At 61.9% G+C, this 17,123-nt stretch carries 16 protein-coding genes, 1 tRNA gene and 2 pseudogenes; 6 read left to right on the top strand and 13 right to left on the bottom strand.

Translation table 11 applies throughout. The features are described 5' to 3' along the window. Nucleotides 1-96: 96 nt before the first annotated feature. The 7 genes from AC30NL_RS13720 to AC30NL_RS13750 all read right to left on the bottom strand — a co-directional run bounded on the left by AC30NL_RS13720 (nt 97) and on the right by AC30NL_RS13750 (nt 8,760). Complete coding sequence (locus AC30NL_RS13720) at nt 97-1,404, bottom strand: lytic murein transglycosylase (protein ID WP_489464558.1); 1,308 nt, start codon at nt 1,402-1,404, stop codon at nt 97-99. 192 nt (nt 1,405-1,596) lie between these two features. Continuing rightward, nucleotides 1,597-2,943 carry a dicarboxylate/amino acid:cation symporter gene (locus AC30NL_RS13725; RefSeq protein WP_489464559.1) on the bottom strand — a complete coding sequence of 449 codons (1,347 nt, stop codon included), beginning with the start codon at nt 2,941-2,943 and terminating at the stop codon, nt 1,597-1,599. Between the two features lie 135 nt (nt 2,944-3,078). Continuing rightward, complete coding sequence (locus AC30NL_RS13730; RefSeq protein ID WP_489464560.1) at nt 3,079-3,492, bottom strand: SET domain-containing protein; 414 nt, start codon at nt 3,490-3,492, stop codon at nt 3,079-3,081. 22 nt (nt 3,493-3,514) lie between these two features. Beyond that, nucleotides 3,515-3,931: a hypothetical protein gene (locus AC30NL_RS13735; protein ID WP_489464561.1), complete on the bottom strand. Its 417-nt coding sequence runs from the start codon at nt 3,929-3,931 to the stop codon at nt 3,515-3,517. Between the two features lie 92 nt (nt 3,932-4,023). Further along, entirely contained in the window at nt 4,024-6,831 is a 2,808-nt protein-coding gene (locus AC30NL_RS13740; RefSeq protein WP_489464562.1) for a hybrid sensor histidine kinase/response regulator, read from the bottom strand. 35 nt (nt 6,832-6,866) lie between these two features. Further along, nucleotides 6,867-7,289 (bottom strand): response regulator, encoded by a 423-nt coding sequence (locus tag AC30NL_RS13745; RefSeq protein WP_489464563.1) that lies wholly within the window; start codon nt 7,287-7,289, stop codon nt 6,867-6,869. Continuing rightward, nucleotides 7,282-8,760, bottom strand: a complete 1,479-nt coding sequence (locus tag AC30NL_RS13750; protein WP_489464564.1) for a sensor histidine kinase — start codon at nt 8,758-8,760, stop codon at nt 7,282-7,284. Before AC30NL_RS13750 ends, AC30NL_RS13745 begins: the two co-directional genes overlap by 8 nt. Before the next feature lie 154 nt (nt 8,761-8,914). Between AC30NL_RS13750 and AC30NL_RS13755 the strand changes: the two genes are divergently transcribed. From AC30NL_RS13755 to gstA, 3 genes and pseudogenes are all read left to right on the top strand, one after another. Then, the gene (locus AC30NL_RS13755) at nt 8,915-9,133 is read left to right on the top strand and encodes a hypothetical protein (RefSeq protein ID WP_489464565.1); all 219 of its coding nucleotides are present in this window, start codon (nt 8,915-8,917) and stop codon (nt 9,131-9,133) included. Nucleotides 9,134-9,234: 101 nt separating this feature from the next. Further along, nucleotides 9,235-9,834 carry a DUF4337 domain-containing protein gene (locus AC30NL_RS13760; RefSeq protein WP_489464566.1) on the top strand — a complete coding sequence of 200 codons (600 nt, stop codon included), beginning with the start codon at nt 9,235-9,237 and terminating at the stop codon, nt 9,832-9,834. A gap of 117 nt (nt 9,835-9,951) precedes the next feature. Then, nucleotides 9,952-10,560 (top strand): annotated as a pseudogene (gene gstA, locus AC30NL_RS13765) (glutathione transferase GstA). A gap of 295 nt (nt 10,561-10,855) precedes the next feature. Here gstA and AC30NL_RS13770 read toward each other — a convergent pair. Continuing rightward, the gene (locus tag AC30NL_RS13770; RefSeq protein ID WP_489464567.1) at nt 10,856-11,221 is read right to left on the bottom strand and encodes a cupredoxin domain-containing protein; all 366 of its coding nucleotides are present in this window, start codon (nt 11,219-11,221) and stop codon (nt 10,856-10,858) included. Nucleotides 11,222-11,240: 19 nt separating this feature from the next. After that, nucleotides 11,241-11,561: pseudogene (locus AC30NL_RS13775) on the bottom strand (twin-arginine translocation signal domain-containing protein); the annotation flags it as partial. Nucleotides 11,562-11,699: 138 nt separating this feature from the next. On the opposite strand from AC30NL_RS13775, the gene AC30NL_RS13780 reads away from it, so the two are divergent. Next, nucleotides 11,700-12,275, top strand: coding sequence for a sigma-70 family RNA polymerase sigma factor (locus tag AC30NL_RS13780; protein ID WP_489464568.1), 576 nt, complete (start codon nt 11,700-11,702; stop codon nt 12,273-12,275). Next, nucleotides 12,272-13,051, top strand: coding sequence for an anti-sigma factor family protein (locus AC30NL_RS13785; RefSeq protein ID WP_489464569.1), 780 nt, complete (start codon nt 12,272-12,274; stop codon nt 13,049-13,051). The genes AC30NL_RS13780 and AC30NL_RS13785 overlap by 4 nt, the downstream gene beginning before the upstream one ends. Nucleotides 13,052-13,160: 109 nt before the next feature. Here AC30NL_RS13785 and AC30NL_RS13790 read toward each other — a convergent pair whose 3' ends face one another. The 4 genes from AC30NL_RS13790 to lgt form a co-directional block, all read right to left on the bottom strand. Continuing rightward, nucleotides 13,161-14,543, bottom strand: coding sequence for a glycosyltransferase family 87 protein (locus tag AC30NL_RS13790; protein ID WP_489464570.1), 1,383 nt, complete (start codon nt 14,541-14,543; stop codon nt 13,161-13,163). A 194-nt stretch (nt 14,544-14,737) separates the two neighbouring features. Further along, nucleotides 14,738-14,812: transfer RNA gene (locus tag AC30NL_RS13795), tRNA-Val, on the bottom strand. A gap of 59 nt (nt 14,813-14,871) precedes the next feature. After that, on the bottom strand, nt 14,872-15,576 hold the full coding sequence (gene dnaQ / locus AC30NL_RS13800) for a DNA polymerase III subunit epsilon (RefSeq protein WP_489464571.1): 705 nt from the start codon (nt 15,574-15,576) through the stop codon (nt 14,872-14,874). Beyond that, entirely contained in the window at nt 15,573-16,385 is an 813-nt protein-coding gene (lgt, locus tag AC30NL_RS13805; RefSeq protein WP_489464572.1) for a prolipoprotein diacylglyceryl transferase, read from the bottom strand. Before lgt ends, dnaQ begins: the two co-directional genes overlap by 4 nt. 248 nt (nt 16,386-16,633) lie before the next feature. Here lgt and AC30NL_RS13810 point away from each other — a divergent pair. Next, nucleotides 16,634-17,123 (top strand): dihydroxy-acid dehydratase domain-containing protein (locus tag AC30NL_RS13810; RefSeq protein ID WP_489464573.1); only part of this gene is annotated, 490 nt, incomplete at its 3' end.

Raw genomic sequence — 17,123 nt, forward strand, 5'->3', positions numbered from 1 at the left:
AGCGCAGCCATAGCCCGGGCTATGGCGAGCATTTGCAACGACGAGCAGGGGTCTTTTGGCGTGATGAGCGGGCATGATCGAAATACTCTCAGCCTCTCAGAGGCTTGTCGAAGCCTCGACAGCGGCAACGCATGTAAGCGGCGGCGCATTGGCGCTCTTCACCAAGGCCTGAAAGATCTTCTGCCCGCCGCGCCCTGTCTCGACCCAGCCGAGCCGCCGCTCCTCCTCGCGTATCGCCGCGCTCGTCTTTGGCCCCGTCGCGCCATCGACGACGACATCACAATGCCCCAGCCGCAACAGCATTTCCTGCAATTCACGAAACTCCGCTCGCGACAGCCCCGCATCGTCGGTGGGCCAAGCGGTGCGCTGCAGCGGCCCGCCGCGCAAGGCGTCGGATAACAAACCAATTGCCAGTGCATACGCATCGGCACGGTTGTAGCGCCAGATCGCCTGGTAATTCGGCGTCACCAGCCACGCGGGACCTGGTGCACCGGCCGGCATCACCAGCGCGGCATTCGTGGACGGGTCGAGCGAGCTCAGCAGCGAATTGGGTTGCACCAGCGCTTCGCCGTCGACGCGCGTGACGCCGTCGACCGCCCATTGCGCAACGCTGCGGCACTTGCCCATAGCGGGCGATTGTGCGAGGCAGCCGTGATCACCTTCGAGCGCATTCCATTGCAGAGCGATCGACGGTGGCACCCGCACCTCGACCGCCCACGGAATGCCATCGGCCCAACCGAGCCCACGCAGGTAGCGGGCTGTCGTTGCCAAGGCATCGGGCACGCTGTGGATGATGTCGGCCTGCGCCAATCCGTCGCCGTCGCTCATGAAGCGGGCAAAGGTGCCCGGCATGAACTGGGTCATGCCGAAAGCGCCCGCCCACGACCCCATGAAGTCGTCGGGTTTCACGACGCCCTCTTGAAGCAGCCACAGCGCGGTGAAGAAGTGATTCTTGCGCTCGCTGCTCTTGAGATTGAGGCATGCGCGGCTGAGCGTCGCGTCGACCACCGGGTAAGCGCCCCTCACGCGTCCGTAGTCGGTCTCGACGCCGAAGACGGCCACGGTGGTCGCAGCATCGACGCCCTGCTTATGCTGGATAGACTCGAGCGCCGCGCCCTCGCTCTTCAAGAGATCGCGTCCTTGCGCCACGCGCTGGGCGTCGGTACGGCGCGCGAGGTAGTCCCAGATCGGCAGCTGGAATTCAGGCTGGCTGCGCGTCGCGTTGTCGATGACGGGGCGCAGGTCCTGCACGTTGCGTGTGTGGGTATCGAAAGTCTCTGGCTTGAGCTTGCTCGGCAGTTCCTGTCGCAAGGTCGAGATGCAATCGGACAGGGTGTCGGCGGGCTGCGCACAGCTGGTGAGTGGCAAGACCAGCAGTACTACAGCGAAGAGGCGTCGATTCATCGGATCAGTCTAGACCGATCTCGCCGCCGACATCATTGCAACCCCACTTGGCGACACCGCTTGCCGACACCATTGGCTACATCGTTCACTTGCGTTTGCTTTGCTTCGATGTCGTTGCCCGTCACGTGCTGCTCGGACACGCTCGAAATACTCTCAGCCTCTAACCCCGGCGCAGACCGGGGGTGACAAGCATCAGGTCCCCGTCTTCACAATCTCCGGTCTCGTTGGCATCGTGACCGTCTTATCGTCGAGCAATACCTCAGGCTCCTGCGCCGCCACATCGGTCTCACCGTTGAGCTGCCTGCGCATCCGCCCGGCGTCCAGATCACCCGTCCATTTCGCAACAACGAGCGTGGCCACGGCATTGCCGACGAGGTTCGTGAGCGCGCGAGCTTCCGACATGAAGCGATCGATGCCAAGGATGAGTGCGAGCCCTGCCACTGGCACACCGCCCACCGCCGACAACGTGGCTGCCAGCACGATGAACCCGCTGCCCGTCACGCCCGCTGCGCCCTTCGAAGTCAGCAGCAGCACAGCCAGCAAGGTGAGCTGCTGCATCAGGGTCATCGGAGTGTTGGTGGCCTGCGCGATGAACACCGCGGCCATGGTGAGATAGATGGACGTGCCATCAAGGTTGAACGAGTAGCCCGTGGGAATCACGAGGCCCACCACCGACTTGCGGGCACCCAGGTTTTCCATCTTCACCATCATGCGCGGCAGCACCGATTCGGAAGAAGAAGTGCCCAACACGATCAGCAGTTCTTCCTTGATGTACTTGATGAGCTTCCATACCGAGAAGCCATGTGCCTTCGCGATGAGCCCCAGCACCACAAAGATGAACACGAGGCACGTGGCGTAGAACGAGCCCATCAGCTTGCCCAGAGACAAGAGCGAGCCGAGACCGTACTTGCCGATGGTGAAAGCCATCGCGCCGAACGCGCAGATGGGTGCGACTTTCATGATGATGCCGACGATCGAGAAGAGCACGTGCGAGGACTTCTCAATGAAGTCGAACACCAGCGTGCCGCGCCCCCCGAAGCGGTGCAGCGCGAAGCCGAACATGACCGCGAACAACAGCACCTGGAGGATTTCGCCCTTGGCGAAAGCATCGAACACCGTGCTCGGAATGATGTTGAGCAGGAATTCGACCGTGCTCTGCATCTTGCCCGGCCCGGTATAGGCCGCAATGCCCTTGGTGTCCAACGATTTCGGGTCGATGTTCATGCCGACACCGGGCTGGAGCACGTTGATGATGACGAGGCCCACGACAAGCGCGAGGCTGCTCACGATCTCGAAGTACAAGAGAGCGAGGCCGCCTGTCTTGCCGACCTTCTTCATGTCTTCCATGCCGGCAATGCCGACGACAACCGTGCAAAAGATGATCGGCGCGATGATCATCTTGATGAGCTTGATGAACCCATCACCCAAGGGTTTCATCGCCTCCCCTGTGGCAGGTGCGAAGTAGCCAACCAGCACGCCAATGACAATGGCCGTGATGACCTGGAAGTAGAGGGATTTGTAGAGTGGTTTTCCGCCCATGGACGTCTCCTGATGCCGCGTTTTTATACCGTCTTGCAGTGTGCTACGGACTCGCCACCATCCATGTCCGTATCAACCACAACAGCATACCGCCTACGGTCAGGGCTTGGTCAGGGTCTGTGAGCTTAAAGGCTGTCAGAGGCTGCCGATGCAGCCAGGCGCGCCGCATCGGCAGGCAAGCATACCTTCGTGATGCGTCTCGCCATAGTTCACGGTGATCTCTTCGCCCACGGCAATTTCGCGCAGCGCATGGAATTCGACGCGCCGCTGGCGAATGCAAAACCGCGCATTCGGCGCGCACGAGTGGTTGGTGTAGCGAAGTGGATCGGATGACTTCGAAAAATCGATCGCGCGGCGTTGCGACACCTCGACGATCATGATTCGTTCGTAACGCGTCGCGCGGATCCGCGCATCGTCCACGCTCATCGACTGCCCGCGGATCTCACCGATTTTTCGGCGGGCTGGAATGGGCTCGGCGGCAAATGCGCCCTGCCCGTCGATCGCGCTGGGTCGAACGTGCAGGTCGAACTTCTGGTACGCCGGCCTCATCGTGAAATCGCTTGACGACGCGTCAATGAAACCTCTTCTTTGGCGCGGTCTTCGGCTTGGCCTCCGGCTTGCCGCCAGCTGCGGCCTTCTTTTTGGCGGGCGTCGCCGTCGCATTGGCCAACAGATCTGCGCCCTCTATGCCAGCGAAGAGCTTCGCTGCGCGAATCTTGATTTCGAGCAGTTCGTTCGGGCTCACCGAATACCGTCCGCTGAAGATGTCGACTTCCACGCGAAACTCCACGTCCTTGCCCTCGTTGGACAAGGTTCCGCAGGTGAACTCATATTCCTCGTCCTCGGCCGGCAGGCCGAGCACCTTGGCGTCGTAGTCCTCGTACTGGACGTTCCGGATCTCGCCGCTTGCCAGATCAAGCAAACCGGTCGAATCGATGACGCGCTCGGCGAGCTCGTCGTGAATCACTATGGGTACCTTCAAATCCACCGCAACACCTCGTACGTTGGCCGCGCCTTGTGGCGCAGCAAGGGCGGGATTTTTGCATGATCATTGCCATTCACGACTTGCGATACAAGTATTCAAGGAGGCGTTTTACCTGGCTTCAGCCACTTGAGCAGCACTTCCAGCAAGTGCTCGGCCACGATGGGTTTGGCAATATGGTCCACCATGCCGGCGGCAAATGATTGCGCACGATCCTCGGGCAGCACCGCCGCCGACATGGCAATCACAGGAATCGACGAGGCGTGCGGCATGGCCTGAATTCGCCGTGTGGCCTCGAAGCCATCCATACGCGGCATATGCAGATCCATCAGCACCGCATCGAAGCAGCCGGCCTCACCGTCGCGTACGGCTTGCAGGGCGTCGAGGCCATCATCCACGACAGTGACCTCCACGCCAAGGAGCTTGAGCAGTTCGCCCGCAACAAGCTGATTCACGACATTGTCTTCAACCACCAGAACCCGTGCCCCACGGAGGGGGCAGGCCCGTGTGCGCAGTTGCTCCATGATTGACACATCACCGGTCGACGCGCCTGCTGCTTGCCCGCGATGCAGCCTCAACAAGACATTCAGCAACTGCGTGTGCGACACAGGCTTGGTCAGGACATGAAACGGGTGGATATCACCCGCCGATGTCATCCTCGGCCCGCATTCTCCCTTGGTCCCCATCATGATGACCGGGACCGGATGCCAACCGTGCCGATTCGCCTGCTCCTGCATGCGACCGAGCGTGTGCTGGCCGTTCATTCCTGGCATTTTGGAGTCCAGCAGCACCGCATCGAACGGCCGCTCTTGCCGATATGCGCGTTCGAGGTGCCTGAGCGCCGCCGCACCGCCTTGGGCGGTGCGGCTGTGTATCCCGAGCGATTGCAGCGCGTTGGCCAACGCGCGCCGGCACGTCCGGTTGTCATCGACCACCAGGACCTGCAAGCTGGCAACCTCGCTTCGTTCGCCAATTGAGCTGCCCGACTCGGCAACGCCGAGCTCGGCGGTGAAACTGAATTCGCTGCCGCCACCCGGCGTGCTGTAGACATCGATCTCACCGTCCATCTGTTCGACCAGACGCTTGCAGATGGCCAAGCCCAAGCCCGAACCGCCGAAGCGTCGTGTGATTGAACTGTCGGCCTGCGTGAAAGCGTCGAACAGGCCTGGCTTGCTGTCGGGCGCGATGCCAACACCGGTGTCGTGCACCGAGAACTGCAATCGGCAGACCGACGCGCTGCGAAGTTCGACGAGAGTCACGGTGACAAGGATCTCGCCCTGCTCCGTGAACTTGACGGCGTTGCCTACAAGATTGCACAGCACCTGGGACAGTCGCAAGGGATCTCCGACCAGGCGAGTCGGGACCTGCGGCAACACGTCGAACACGAACTCGAGCCCCTTTTGCTCGGTGCGCGCCGCGAATAGGTCCGCTACGCGCTGCAGCAGATCGTCAAGGTCAAATTGAACCGACTCGAATCGCAACTGCCCGGCCTCGATCTTCGAGTAGTCCAGTACATCGTCAAGAATGCCCATCAAGGCCAAGGCGGAACTGTGCACTTTGTCGACGTAGTCGCGCGCACGTGGGGGCAAGTCGTCCTCCAGCGCCAGCCGCGACAACCCGACGATGGCGTTCATGGGTGTGCGGATCTCGTGGCTCATGTTGGCCACAAAATTGCCCTTGGCCTGCGCCGCCGCGTTTGCCCCGTCCCGTGCAGTGGCGAGTTCAGCCTTTGCGGCGCGGTCAGCTGTGACGTCATGCGCGATCAGCAACAAGCAGCGGACGCCCTGGCGATCAATGGCAACCAGGGCACATTCAAGCCACGCTTGCCGATCTGAACATCCAGCCACATGCGCCTCACAGCGACGCGGGCAACCGTCGACGAGAGCGGCTTCGGCGTTCTTGGTAAGTCCGGACTCGCGCCACCACGACAGGGCTCGGAAATCTTGCTTCAGCAACGCCGCTTGACTGGTGGTTACAGCGGCCGCCAATGCTGCATTGGCCAGCATGCAGCGGCCATCAGCGTCGTAGACGGCGATGCCCACGGGCGACGATTGGATCACGGCCTCATTGAACGCTGCGAGTTCGCTGGCGCGAGCCTGGGCTTGCTTGACAGCGGTCACGTCGGTCACGAAGGAATAGAAGCCGTCGATGCTGCCACTTGACCCCCAGTCGGGAATCAAATGTGCCTCGCCGTAACGCATCGCCTGACCACCTTGCAATGGGATGGTGTATTCGAACTTCTGTTCGCGCCCGCCCAGTGCAGCCTCGACGTATGGCTCGACGACGCGCCAACCAGTCTCTCCGGCAACCTCGCGCAGGTGCATGCCCGGCATGCGTTCACTGGACAACCCGTACCACTCTTGGTGAGCACGATTGCCGAAACGGTTGTGCAGCGTCGTATCCCAGTAGCCAATCAGGGCCGGCATGTGGTCGAGGATGGACTTCAGATCGCGCTCGCGCTGTTCGATCGTGCGTTTTTGTTCACGGACGTGATGCTCCAGTTGCCGGTGAGCGCGCGCCAATTCTTCGCGCAAGCGATGCTGCTCCAGGCTGTGGCGGACCGAGTGGAGCATGACATCAGCGCTCATGTACCGCTTGGGCACGTAGTCTGCGGCGCCTTGCTGCATCGCCCGCACTGCGAGTTGTTCATCTCCCTCCCCGGTGACCATGATCACCGGACAGGCTTGCAGCGAGCCACGCATGAGCACCGGCAATATCTCCGTACCGAGCACGTCGCCAAGTTGGTTGTCCAGCACGATGAAATCGAATGACCTGTCTTTGACGAATTCAAGTGCCTGGGCTCCGGACGTCGCTTCGGTCGCATCAACGTCGAACGGCGCATGGCGCAGGATGCGCAGCACACGTTCGCGGTCGACGTCATCGTCGTCGACCACCAAGACCGACATGTGTGGCAGGGCGGCGTGCATCGCAAGGCCAAGCATCAGGGCAATCTGACTGCTGACGCATAGCTGAGCAACAACTGCGCCAACTTGGCGAACTGCGGACCAACCGCCGACTTGACCATGTACCCCGCGATCTGCTCGTGATAGGCGCGCGTGCGGTCCGCATCGGCATCGGACGTGGTCAACACGAATACGACCTCGTCGCGGATATCAGGGTCTGCGCGCAGCTGCTGCAGGAACTCGAACCCGTTCATGCGCGGCATGTTCAGGTCCAGCAAGATCACGAGCGGGCGGTGAATGTGCCGCGCGGTGTCTTGACCACGCAGAATCTCCAGCGCTGCGAGTCCGTCTTCGGCCCAGACGACCGGAAACGGCACACTCGTCTTGGCCAGGCTTCGCATCACGGACTCTGCGGCCACGTCGTCATCTTCGACAAGCAGGATGGTCAAGGCATTATTCATCGCTGGTTCTCCTTGGAAAGCGCGGCCACCAGAAGCGGAAACATGCTCCGCGGCCCTCTCTCACTGGCGATATCACCTCGATGCGGCCGCCGTGAACTTCGACCAGCCGCTTGGTCAATGCCAGCCCGATCCCAGATCCACCGCGCTCGGAAGCCGTGAGCGTCTGGAAAAGCTTGAAAATACGCTCTCGCGCGGCCGCAGGCACACCAGGGCCATCGTCGGTCACACTGATGCGGCAGAAGCTGTCGTCGATGCAGGCGGCGACGCTGAGTCGGCCACTTGGCAGATCGTGGTGTTTGACCGCATTGCTTAAAAGGTTGCGAAGGGCCGTCTCCAGCGGAGTGCGTGTAGCGAGAAACGCTGGGACCGCGAGGTCGGTAGCGACCGAAAACCCCGCAGGCACGGGCTGGATCTCCAGGATTCCTCTGACGAGAGCGTCAAGATCGATCCGCGTGTGCTCGGTGGCAGCACGACCGGCGCGTGCATAGCTGAGAAGGTCGTCGATGAGCCGCTCCATGCGTTGGATTCGCTGGGTGATTCGACCAAGATTGCGTGTGACCTCCAGTGGAGCTTCCTCACCCAGATCGCCCTGGATCCACTCGACGAGATCCGCGATGCCCCGCAAAGGCGAGCGCAAGTCGTGCGACGCCACATAGGAGAACTCCTGCAGGTTTTCGTTGGCTTGGCGCAGCTCGAGCTCGAGCCGCTTGCGAACGCTGATGTCGCTGACCACTGCCAGCGTCATCATCCGCCGCTGCCAGCGCACTAGGCTCAGCCCGATCTCCACCGGCAACTCGGTGCCGTCGGCATGCAAGGCGGTCAAGTCTCGACCACGGCCCATCATCCGCGCCTCACCGATCTTGCGGTACCCGGCCATCAAGGCAGCGTGGCCGGGGCGATAGCGCTCGGGCAACAAGGTATGCAGCGGCCGCTCCTGCAAAGCAGCCGGAGTGTGGCCCAGCACATCGGCAACGACTTGGTTTGCCAACGCAATGTTGCCGTCGTCGTCGACGATGAGCATCCCATAGGGAGATGCGTTGAAGAGACCGCGGAAGGCTGACTCCAGATCGAGGCGCTCGCTGACATCGACCACCGAGGCCAGCACCAAAGGGCCGTGAGGCCCAGCCAGTGGATTGAGTCCGATCTCGACGGGAAACTCATGGCCATCAGCGCGCAGGGCGTAGAGCACTCGCCCAGCGCCCATGGAGCGCGGCTCGGGATGTTCAAAGAATCCGGTACGCAGTCCGACGTGCGACTCGCGCAGGGCGCCGGGCAACAGTGTTTCAAGCGTGAGTCCGGTCAGCGCATCCGATGCGTAGCCGAACATGCGGTGCACTTCGGCATTGGCCGCGACGATTCGCCCTTGCCGGTCTACCAGCACGAAACCGTTCGGTGCGGCGCTGAAGGCTCGCGCAAGGAGGTCCGGTGCTGGGCCTGCATCGTCGTTGGCGGTGGTGGCAGGACAGTTCACACGTCTGCCCAATGGGGCACGACATTTTGACGTGACGGTCCTGCCCGCGACGTCCTCGCGATACGCGTCGTCATTATTCTCTCCCTTGCCGGCAGCAGCCATCAGCGTGGCGCTCCGATGCCGACAGGATCAGTTATATGACAACGATCCGAACGTGTCCAATTTGCCGCTCGGCTACATAGGCCAGCGTGGGATAGCGAGTTCTTTCAGTGGTTGGAGCAATCCGTCTTGGTCAATAGACCCTTGGCGCGCTGACCACCTGCGTGTGCTCGGACTGCTCAAACGAGCGGCAAACACCTGCCGCTACTACCTCACTCGCACCGGCCGACTGGCCATCGAGCGCCTGACTACATTCGCCATCGTCCCGCTATGACCCGCCCCTGACTTCATCGTCATGATTCCGCGCCAGTCTGCAAAACTCTGAAGTCGTAAGAGACTAAAGTCGCGCCTGCTCACAACAAGCCCAAGCCACGCATGGACATCGATCCCAAGGACATCGTCGAGACCGCACAACAGGCAGCCGACCGCAAGAGCGCACGGCTCAACGCCGTGACCGCGGTAAGCGTCGCGATCCTCGCCACATTCATGGGCATTTGCAAAGTGAAGGACGACAACATCGTGCAGGCCATGCAGCAAGCACAAGCCGACAAGCTCGACCACTGGGCTTATTACCAAGCGCGCAACATCCGCCAGGAAGTCGCCGACGCCACGGTGGTACAGCTCGAACTCGCCGCCCTCTCGCAAACTCCCGCGACGGCGCCGCAATACCGAGCCGCCATCGAGAAATACCGGGCCATCGCCGTTGACCAGAAAACGAAGAAGGAACGGCTTTCCGCGCAAGCGGCCCAAGACCAGAGCAACTACGACGCCTTGAACTTTCGAGACGACCAGTTAGACCTGTCCGACGCCTTGCTCGCCATCGCCATCGCCTTGCTGGCCGTTACCGCACTGACGCAGTTGTGGGCTCTGTATGCAGTCGCACTCGTCACGTCAATTTTCGGAATGCTCATGGGACTGGCCGGCCTCGCGTCGTGGAAGATTCATCCTGCCGTTCTGGTCGGATGGCTGTCGTGATTCGCCAACCGAGGGTCAGGTGATCATCAGCGTCGGCTGCTTACTGTACGCATCAGGCGAGCGGGGTTTCTCGCCTTGCTTTCACAATCGCTCAACTGGAATTCACGGAGACATCTCATGAAGCTCTATTACTCGCCCGGGGCGTGTTCGCTGTCACCGCACATTGCCCTCCATGAAGCCGGCCTCCCCTTCGAGCTGGTGCTTGTCAGCACCAAGACGCACAAGCTTGCCGACGGCACCGACTACTACAGCATCAACCCCAAGGGCTATGTGCCGCTGCTCGAATTCGACGACGGCACGCGTTTGACCGAAGGCCCGGCCATCGTGCAGTGGATCGCCGACCAGGTTCCCGACCGCCATCTCGCACCGCCCGCGGGCACCATCGAACGGTATCGGCTGATGGAGTGGCTGAACTTCATCTCCACCGAAGTCCACAAGCAGTTCGGCGTCATCTACAACCCCGCCATGCCCGAAGAGGCCAAAACCGTTGTGCGGACCAGGCTGAACGACCGCTTCGGCTACATCAACCGCTAACTCGCGGGCAAGGATTTCGTGATGGGCTCGACGTTCACTGTGGCCGACTGCTACCTCTATGTGATGGCCTTCTGGACCCGGCGGCTGAACATTGATGTCACGGAGTTCACGAACTTCACCGCGTACGCCGCACGCGTGGAGGCGCGGCCCTCGGTACAGGCGGCGATGAAGCATGAAGGGCTGCTGACGTAGCGGCCGTCACGCTGGCCGCGACGCAAGGTGCCCAGCGAAATCTGGTGGTGGTGCAGCACAAAGACAGCAAGCGCGGGGGTGAGGCGAAGTCTGCTCAGTATCACCAGATAGTCTCGCAGAGAGGGCCTTACATTGTTCGGAAGGCTCACCGGGCCGACAGGCGCCAGATCTCATCTCCGCCGGCCTTGCCACTCGTCACGACATACAGGGCATCGGGCCCTTGGGCGATAGCCGACTCATATGCTCCGCGCCACGATGCGGCTTTGTCATGCCCGAACCTCGCACTCGCTGCGGCCTACGCTGCCTCAACAACGATCACCCCGTCCATGTCTTCGTGGCCCGAGCCGCAAAAGACATCGCAGTTGAACTGGAAGCGGCCGGGCTTCAACGGTGTCAACCGAACCCGTGTCACCACGCCGGGGACGATGTCGGCTCGCGCAGCCAGCCCTGGCACGTTGAAGCCCATCGTCACCTCTGGCGCTGTGAGTTCGAGCACCACAGACTCTCCTTGCCGGAGGTAAATCTCGTTGGGGACGAAGATGAACTTCCGTGCGACGACAGGGATGACCCGCTCGTCAGCGGCAACGACCCTGCTCACGTCCCCAAAGCCAAGTACCGCTGCGGCTCCGAGCATGCGGCGCCGGTTGGCATCGATTTGCATGCTCACCCCCTTGTCACCGGATGTCGCGAAACTCCGCCATGCGGCTGCGGCGCTCCTTCGGGTCGTCCGTGGTGTGTGTTAGATCGCCCGTGAAAACGATGAAGTCGGGCGCGGCCGACAGGCTGTTGACGGTGGCGACGGCCTTCTTCAAGGTGCCACGCGCGTCCGGATTCGGAGCTCCCTCGAAACCCCAATGCGTGTCCGACAACTGAACGAAATAGAAGTCTCCGTCGGCGGCCCCTCCGCTTGAAGCGCTGGCGCAGGCTGAGAGGCCGGATGCGAACACAGCACCTCCCAGCCCCGCGAGTTTGAGGAAGTCTCTTCGGTCCAAGGTCGACATGAATGTCTCCGGACAAGCCCGGAATCGGGCCCTTGCCTGTCATATCGCCGCCTCGCCCGGGTTATTCCGCTCACACTCGCAAAAGATCCGGGAATAAATCTGCCGCCGAAACGGTATGCCTTGCAGGAAGGAAAGTCCGTGAACGACGACGAGACTCGCCAGCGCTTTGAGGGTCTGGCCCTGCAGCATCTCGACGCGGCCTACAACCTCGCGCGCTGGCTGACGCGCAACGAGCACGACGCGCAAGATGTCGTGCAAGAGGCTTGGCTGCGGGCAATGCGCTACTTCAGCGGATTTCGCGGCGAGCAGTTTCGCCCGTGGTGGCTCACCATCGTCCGGCACACCTGCTATGGATGGTTGAAGACCAACCGTCCATTCGATCTGGTCGCGCCAGGCGATGAGGATGGGAGTGCGACAGAAAGTGCCGCACCCGCTTCCGATGAGCCGCATGAGATCGCCGTACGAAATGCCGACCGCGCTCAAATCAACAATGCCATTGCGGCACTGCCCATCGACTACCGCGAAGTGCTGGTGCTGCGCGAACTCGAGGACCTTTCGTACAAGGACATCGCACGCATTGCCGACGTCCCCATCGGCACCGTCATGTCACGTCTGTCACGCGCCCGCAGCCTCTTGCGGCAGGCCTTGCAACCCGGTGCACGTCCCGCCTTGCGCGCCGTGCCGATGCCCCCACAGCGCGGAGCGAAACGATGAACGCCGAACGCCTGACATCGCAACAGGTCAACGCCTTCGTCGATGGCGAATTGGACTTGAAGCAACAACTGGAGATCGAGTCGTTTGTGTTGCAGGACGACCTGCTCCGTTCGCAGGTCGAGGCCTTGCGCGCCGTGAGCGAGGCAGTCCGTGCGAAGGCCGACTATCACCAGGTGCCCGGTGCATTGCGCGAGCGCCTGGGGAGTCAAGGATTGGCGGCGTCGCGACACGATTCGCTGCCGGGTCGGACTCTCGCCTTGGCAAGGTGGTGGAGGATGCGCCCCCTGATGACCGGTCTCACTTTCGCCGCGCTGCTTGCGTGGGCGACAACAGCGACGCTACTTCGGCCCAGCCACGATGACCTCGTGATGCAGGAGGCAGTGGCCAGCCACGTGCGAGCCACGCTCGCCAACCGGCTCATCGACGTGGCCTCTTCCGACCGGCACACCGTCAAGCCCTGGCTGTCTTCCAGGCTCGACTTTGCACCGCCAGTGAAGGACGTGGGGCCGGCTGGGGCCACATTGCTGGGCGGGCGTGTGGACTACGTCGACGGGCATCCGGTGGCAGCGCTCGTGTATCGGCAAAGGCAGCACGTGATCAATCTCTTTGTCTGGCCGACGACGGAGCATGACAAGGTGGTCGGCGTTTCTGCACTGCGCGGCTTCAATGTGGCGCATGAGGTGAGAAGCGGGATGGCATATTGGGCCGTGTCCGACATCAACCGCGAGGAATTGATGGCGCTCCTGGCGGGGCAGGCGTCGGGCGGCGACCGTTGACTGGGCTGCCGCATGAAAACCCTCACCTTCGACCGTTTTCGAACGGGGGTCGCAGCGGAGGGCAAGCGGCCCCCGGAACACACGCCGAAGAATGTTTCGAAGCCGATTCCTACTTCGCCGACAGGTCCATCGCCATGCGTGGCACGAGCGGTTCGGCGCTCCTTCGCAGGCCTGCGAGCGCGTCCAGGTGGCCGAAACCGGCGACGAAGTAGAAGGGCAGCATCAGCAACATGCACCAACCCGCGCCGCCGACATGGCGCCACCAGACGAGCTGCGTGAGGAACTCTGGTGTATTCGGCGGAAAGGCGATGCCGAAGTACAGGATCGCGGCCGCTGCCATCGCCGGCCAACGGGTCGAGCGAATCCTAGGGAAACAAAGCATCGCCGCCAGCGGCGCGAAGGCCATCAGCAGCATGCTCGCGTGGCGCGGATTGGTCTGCGGGCTGAAGGCGAGGGCCAAGGTCATGAGCGCAGCCCATTCGAGGGCGATCATTCCGCGAAAGGGTTGCGCGGTCTGCTCGGTAGCGCTTGGCCACGCAAAGAGCGGCTTGGACTTGTCGGAATAGATTCGCCACAGCACGACCGCCGTGGCGATGGCGATTCCCCCGGCCAATATCAGCGCTCGGGACGGCGATGCATCAGCACTCATGATTCGTGACAGCCCGCTTGTGATCGAGATGCTGTGGCCCGCGGTGATCGGGTCCACGTTCGCCACCTCGGCGACCGTCGTCGTGATGCCGACGAGGTGCGCCATGCCCGACAGCGCGACCGCCCAGTGATGCAGGTTTTCATTCCAGCCCGACACGAGTGCGGGCGCCAATGCGAAGGCCAGGATGCCGATCACGAACCAGGCGGCCGCCGCGAAACGCCTGCGCATCAGCAGGTAGGGCAGGAAGACGATCGGCAGGTACTTGATGTTGAAGGCCAGCCCCAGCAGCATGCCGGCCAAGCGCGGACGCTCGTCGAGAAAGCGCAGCGCGTACACGAGGGCCGTCATCAGCAGGATGTTGGTCTGCCACATCTGGAACTCGCTGCGCAGTTTGGTCGCAGACAGCAGCGTCGTTATCGCAACCGTCACGATCACGCTGTCGAACGAGATGTCCATGTCCAGTCGACGCATCACCTCGACCGACATGCCCCACGCGCAGGCGAGGCCCAGGGCGAGGTTGATCACGAGCATGATCCACGCCGCCGTCTGCACAGAAAAGTAGGTGAGCGGTGTGAAAAGGAAGGCGATGAATGGCGGGTAGATATAACCGCGCACGCCGGAGGTGTAGAGATCGGTGCCGTCGCGCATGGCGCGGGCGCCGTGATAGAAGTGCTCGAAATCGCCGCAGCCCGTCACGAAGACGCTGGCAAAACCAGAATACGGCTGGCCTGCAATGCGATGCGAGATGACCGTCCAGAACCAGGCGTAAACCAGGCCGAGCACGGCGAGTGAGATGAGCGCCGCCGTTTTGAGCGGCGGAACGTGCAAGCGCTGGGAAGTCATCGGAGGAATTTGGTCGGTGTGAGGGCTTGACTTATGCGCCTTGGCGCCCCACACCTCCTTGTGCGGAAGTTGCTTTTTAACCGAGGGCCGCTGATCGTGGGCTGACCCCCAGAAGTATTTCAGCAAGATCGTGTCGAGCGCCACGCAGAAATTAGAAAAGCCTGCCGTCGGTGAAACGAGCAGGCTTTGCAGATTGGTGGGTGGTACAGGGTTTGAACCTGTGACCCCTGCCGTGTGAAGGCAGTGCTCTACCGCTGAGCTAACCACCCGAATGCGGTGTGCCGGGGTGACTCTTGATAAGAATTCACGCGGCCGGAAAAGCCTTGGATTATGCCATAACGGTTCGCCAGATCGTCTTGCCGCCTGAGGCTTTGTCGAGTTCGCCGAGCAAGCCGGTGTGGGCGGCGGCCTCTTCCTCGGTGGCGAGAAGTACCGGCAAGGTGAAGGCGCTGAAGTCGATCGCCGCGATGGCGATCTCACCGCTTGCACCTTCGTTCGCATCGATGACCAGCGAGTTCTGCCCGCGCGTCATGTTGATGTAGACCTCGGCCAGCAGCCCTGCGTCGAGCAACGCGCCGTGCAGCGAACGGTTCGAGTTGTCGACCTCCAGCCGCTTGCACAGCGCATCGAGCGAATTCGACTTGCCCGGGAACATTTCGCGCGCCATGGTGAGGCTGTCGCTCACACCGCTCACGAATTCGGGGAACTTCGGACGCCCCACACGTCGCAACTCTTCGTTGAGGAATCCCACGTCGAAGGCCGCGTTGTGGATGACGATTTCCGCGCCCGACACGTATTCGATGAATTCATCGACAACGGCCGCGAACAACGGCTTGTCAGCGAGGAACTCATCGGTCAGTCCGTGCACCTTTACCGCGTCTTCGCTGTTGGCGCGCTCGGGGTTCAGGTAGAAGTGGAGGTTGCGCCCCGAGAGGCGGCGGTTGACCATCTCCACGCAGCCGATTTCGATGACGCGGTCACCAGACTCTGGGCTCAAGCCAGTGGTTTCCGTGTCCAGGAAAATCTGTCTCATGCGGCCACGCCCCCCGCGGAGGGTTCACGTTGGGTGGCCCACACCCACATCGCGATGCCCGCGAGCACCATCGGCACGCAAAGCCACTGACCCATGCTCATGTTGAGAGCGAGCAGCCCTAGGAAATCGTCGGGTTCGCGGAAGTACTCGGCGATGAAGCGGAAGATGCCGTAGCCCACGAGAAACGCGCCCGAGACTTGGCCGAGCTTGCGCGGCTTGCGCGAGTACAGCCACAGCAATACGAAGAGCAACAGGCCTTCGAGGGCGAATTGATAGAGCGGCGAGGGATGGCGCGGCGTCGGGTCGGGCGGAAATTGCATCGCCCACGGCAGGGTGGCGTCTGCCGCACGCCCCCACAACTCGCCGTTGATGAAGTTTCCGATGCGCCCCGACGCAAGCCCCGTCGGCACGCAGGGCGCGATCAGGTCCGTGACTTCGAGAAAGTGCCGCTTGCGAAAGTATCCGAACAAACCCATGGCCACGATCACGCCAAGCAGTCCGCCGTGGAACGACATGCCACCCTTCCAGACCATGAAGACTTCGAGCAGGTGTTGCAAGTAGTAGTGCGGCTTGTAAAAGATCACGTAGCCGAGCCGCCCCCCGATCACCACGCCCAGCACGCCGAAGAACAGCAGGTCCTCGACGTCGCGCCGGGTCCATCCGCGCGACGCGAACTGCGGCTGCTTCACCCGCAGCGATGCCAGCCACAGAAAGAGGCCGAAGGCGACAAGGTAGGTGATGCCGTACCAGTGGATTGCGACGGGGCCGATCTGCAGGGCGACGGGGTTGAACTTCGGATGGACGAGCATGCGTCGTGGGCTTCAGTGTTGAGGCGCGATGATAAGGGGGCCGGATATCATCACAGGCTGCCTTTTAGTCTCAGAGGCTGAGAGTATTTCGATCATGCCCGCTCATCACGCCAAAAGCCCCCTGCTCGTCGTTGCAAATGCTCGCCATAGCCCTGCTATGGCTGCGCTTTGCGCCTAGATCAGGCGCCTTTTGACGTGCTGCTCGAACACGCTCGAAATACTCTCAGCCTCTCACCCGAGAGATCATCATGAGCTTCAATCGCCGCTCGAAGAACATCACCGAAGGCGTCGCCCGCGCGCCCAATCGTTCCATGTATTACGGCATGGGTTACGAACAGGCCGACTTCAGCAAACCCATGGTCGGCGTTGCCAACGGCCACTCGACCATCACGCCGTGCAACTCGGGCTTGCAGAAGTTGGCCGACGCAGCTGTCGAGGGCATCAAGGAGGCGGGAGCCAATCCGCAGTTGTTCGGCACGCCCACCATCAGCGACGGCATGGCCATGGGCACCGAAGGCATGAAGTACTCGCTCGTGTCGCGCGAGGTGATTTCCGATTGCGTCGAGACCTGTGTCGGCGGCCAGTGGATGGACGGTGTCATCGTCATCGGCGGCTGCGACAAGAACATGCCGGGCGGCCTGATGGGCATGCTGCGCGCCAACGTGCCGGCCATCTATGTCTACGGCGGCACCATCCTGCCGGGCCACTACAAGGGCAAGGACCTCAACATCGTCAGCG

The sequence above is a fragment of the Rhizobacter sp. genome (assembly GCA_021153565.1).
Classification (GTDB): Bacteria; Pseudomonadota; Gammaproteobacteria; order Burkholderiales; family Burkholderiaceae_C; genus Albitalea.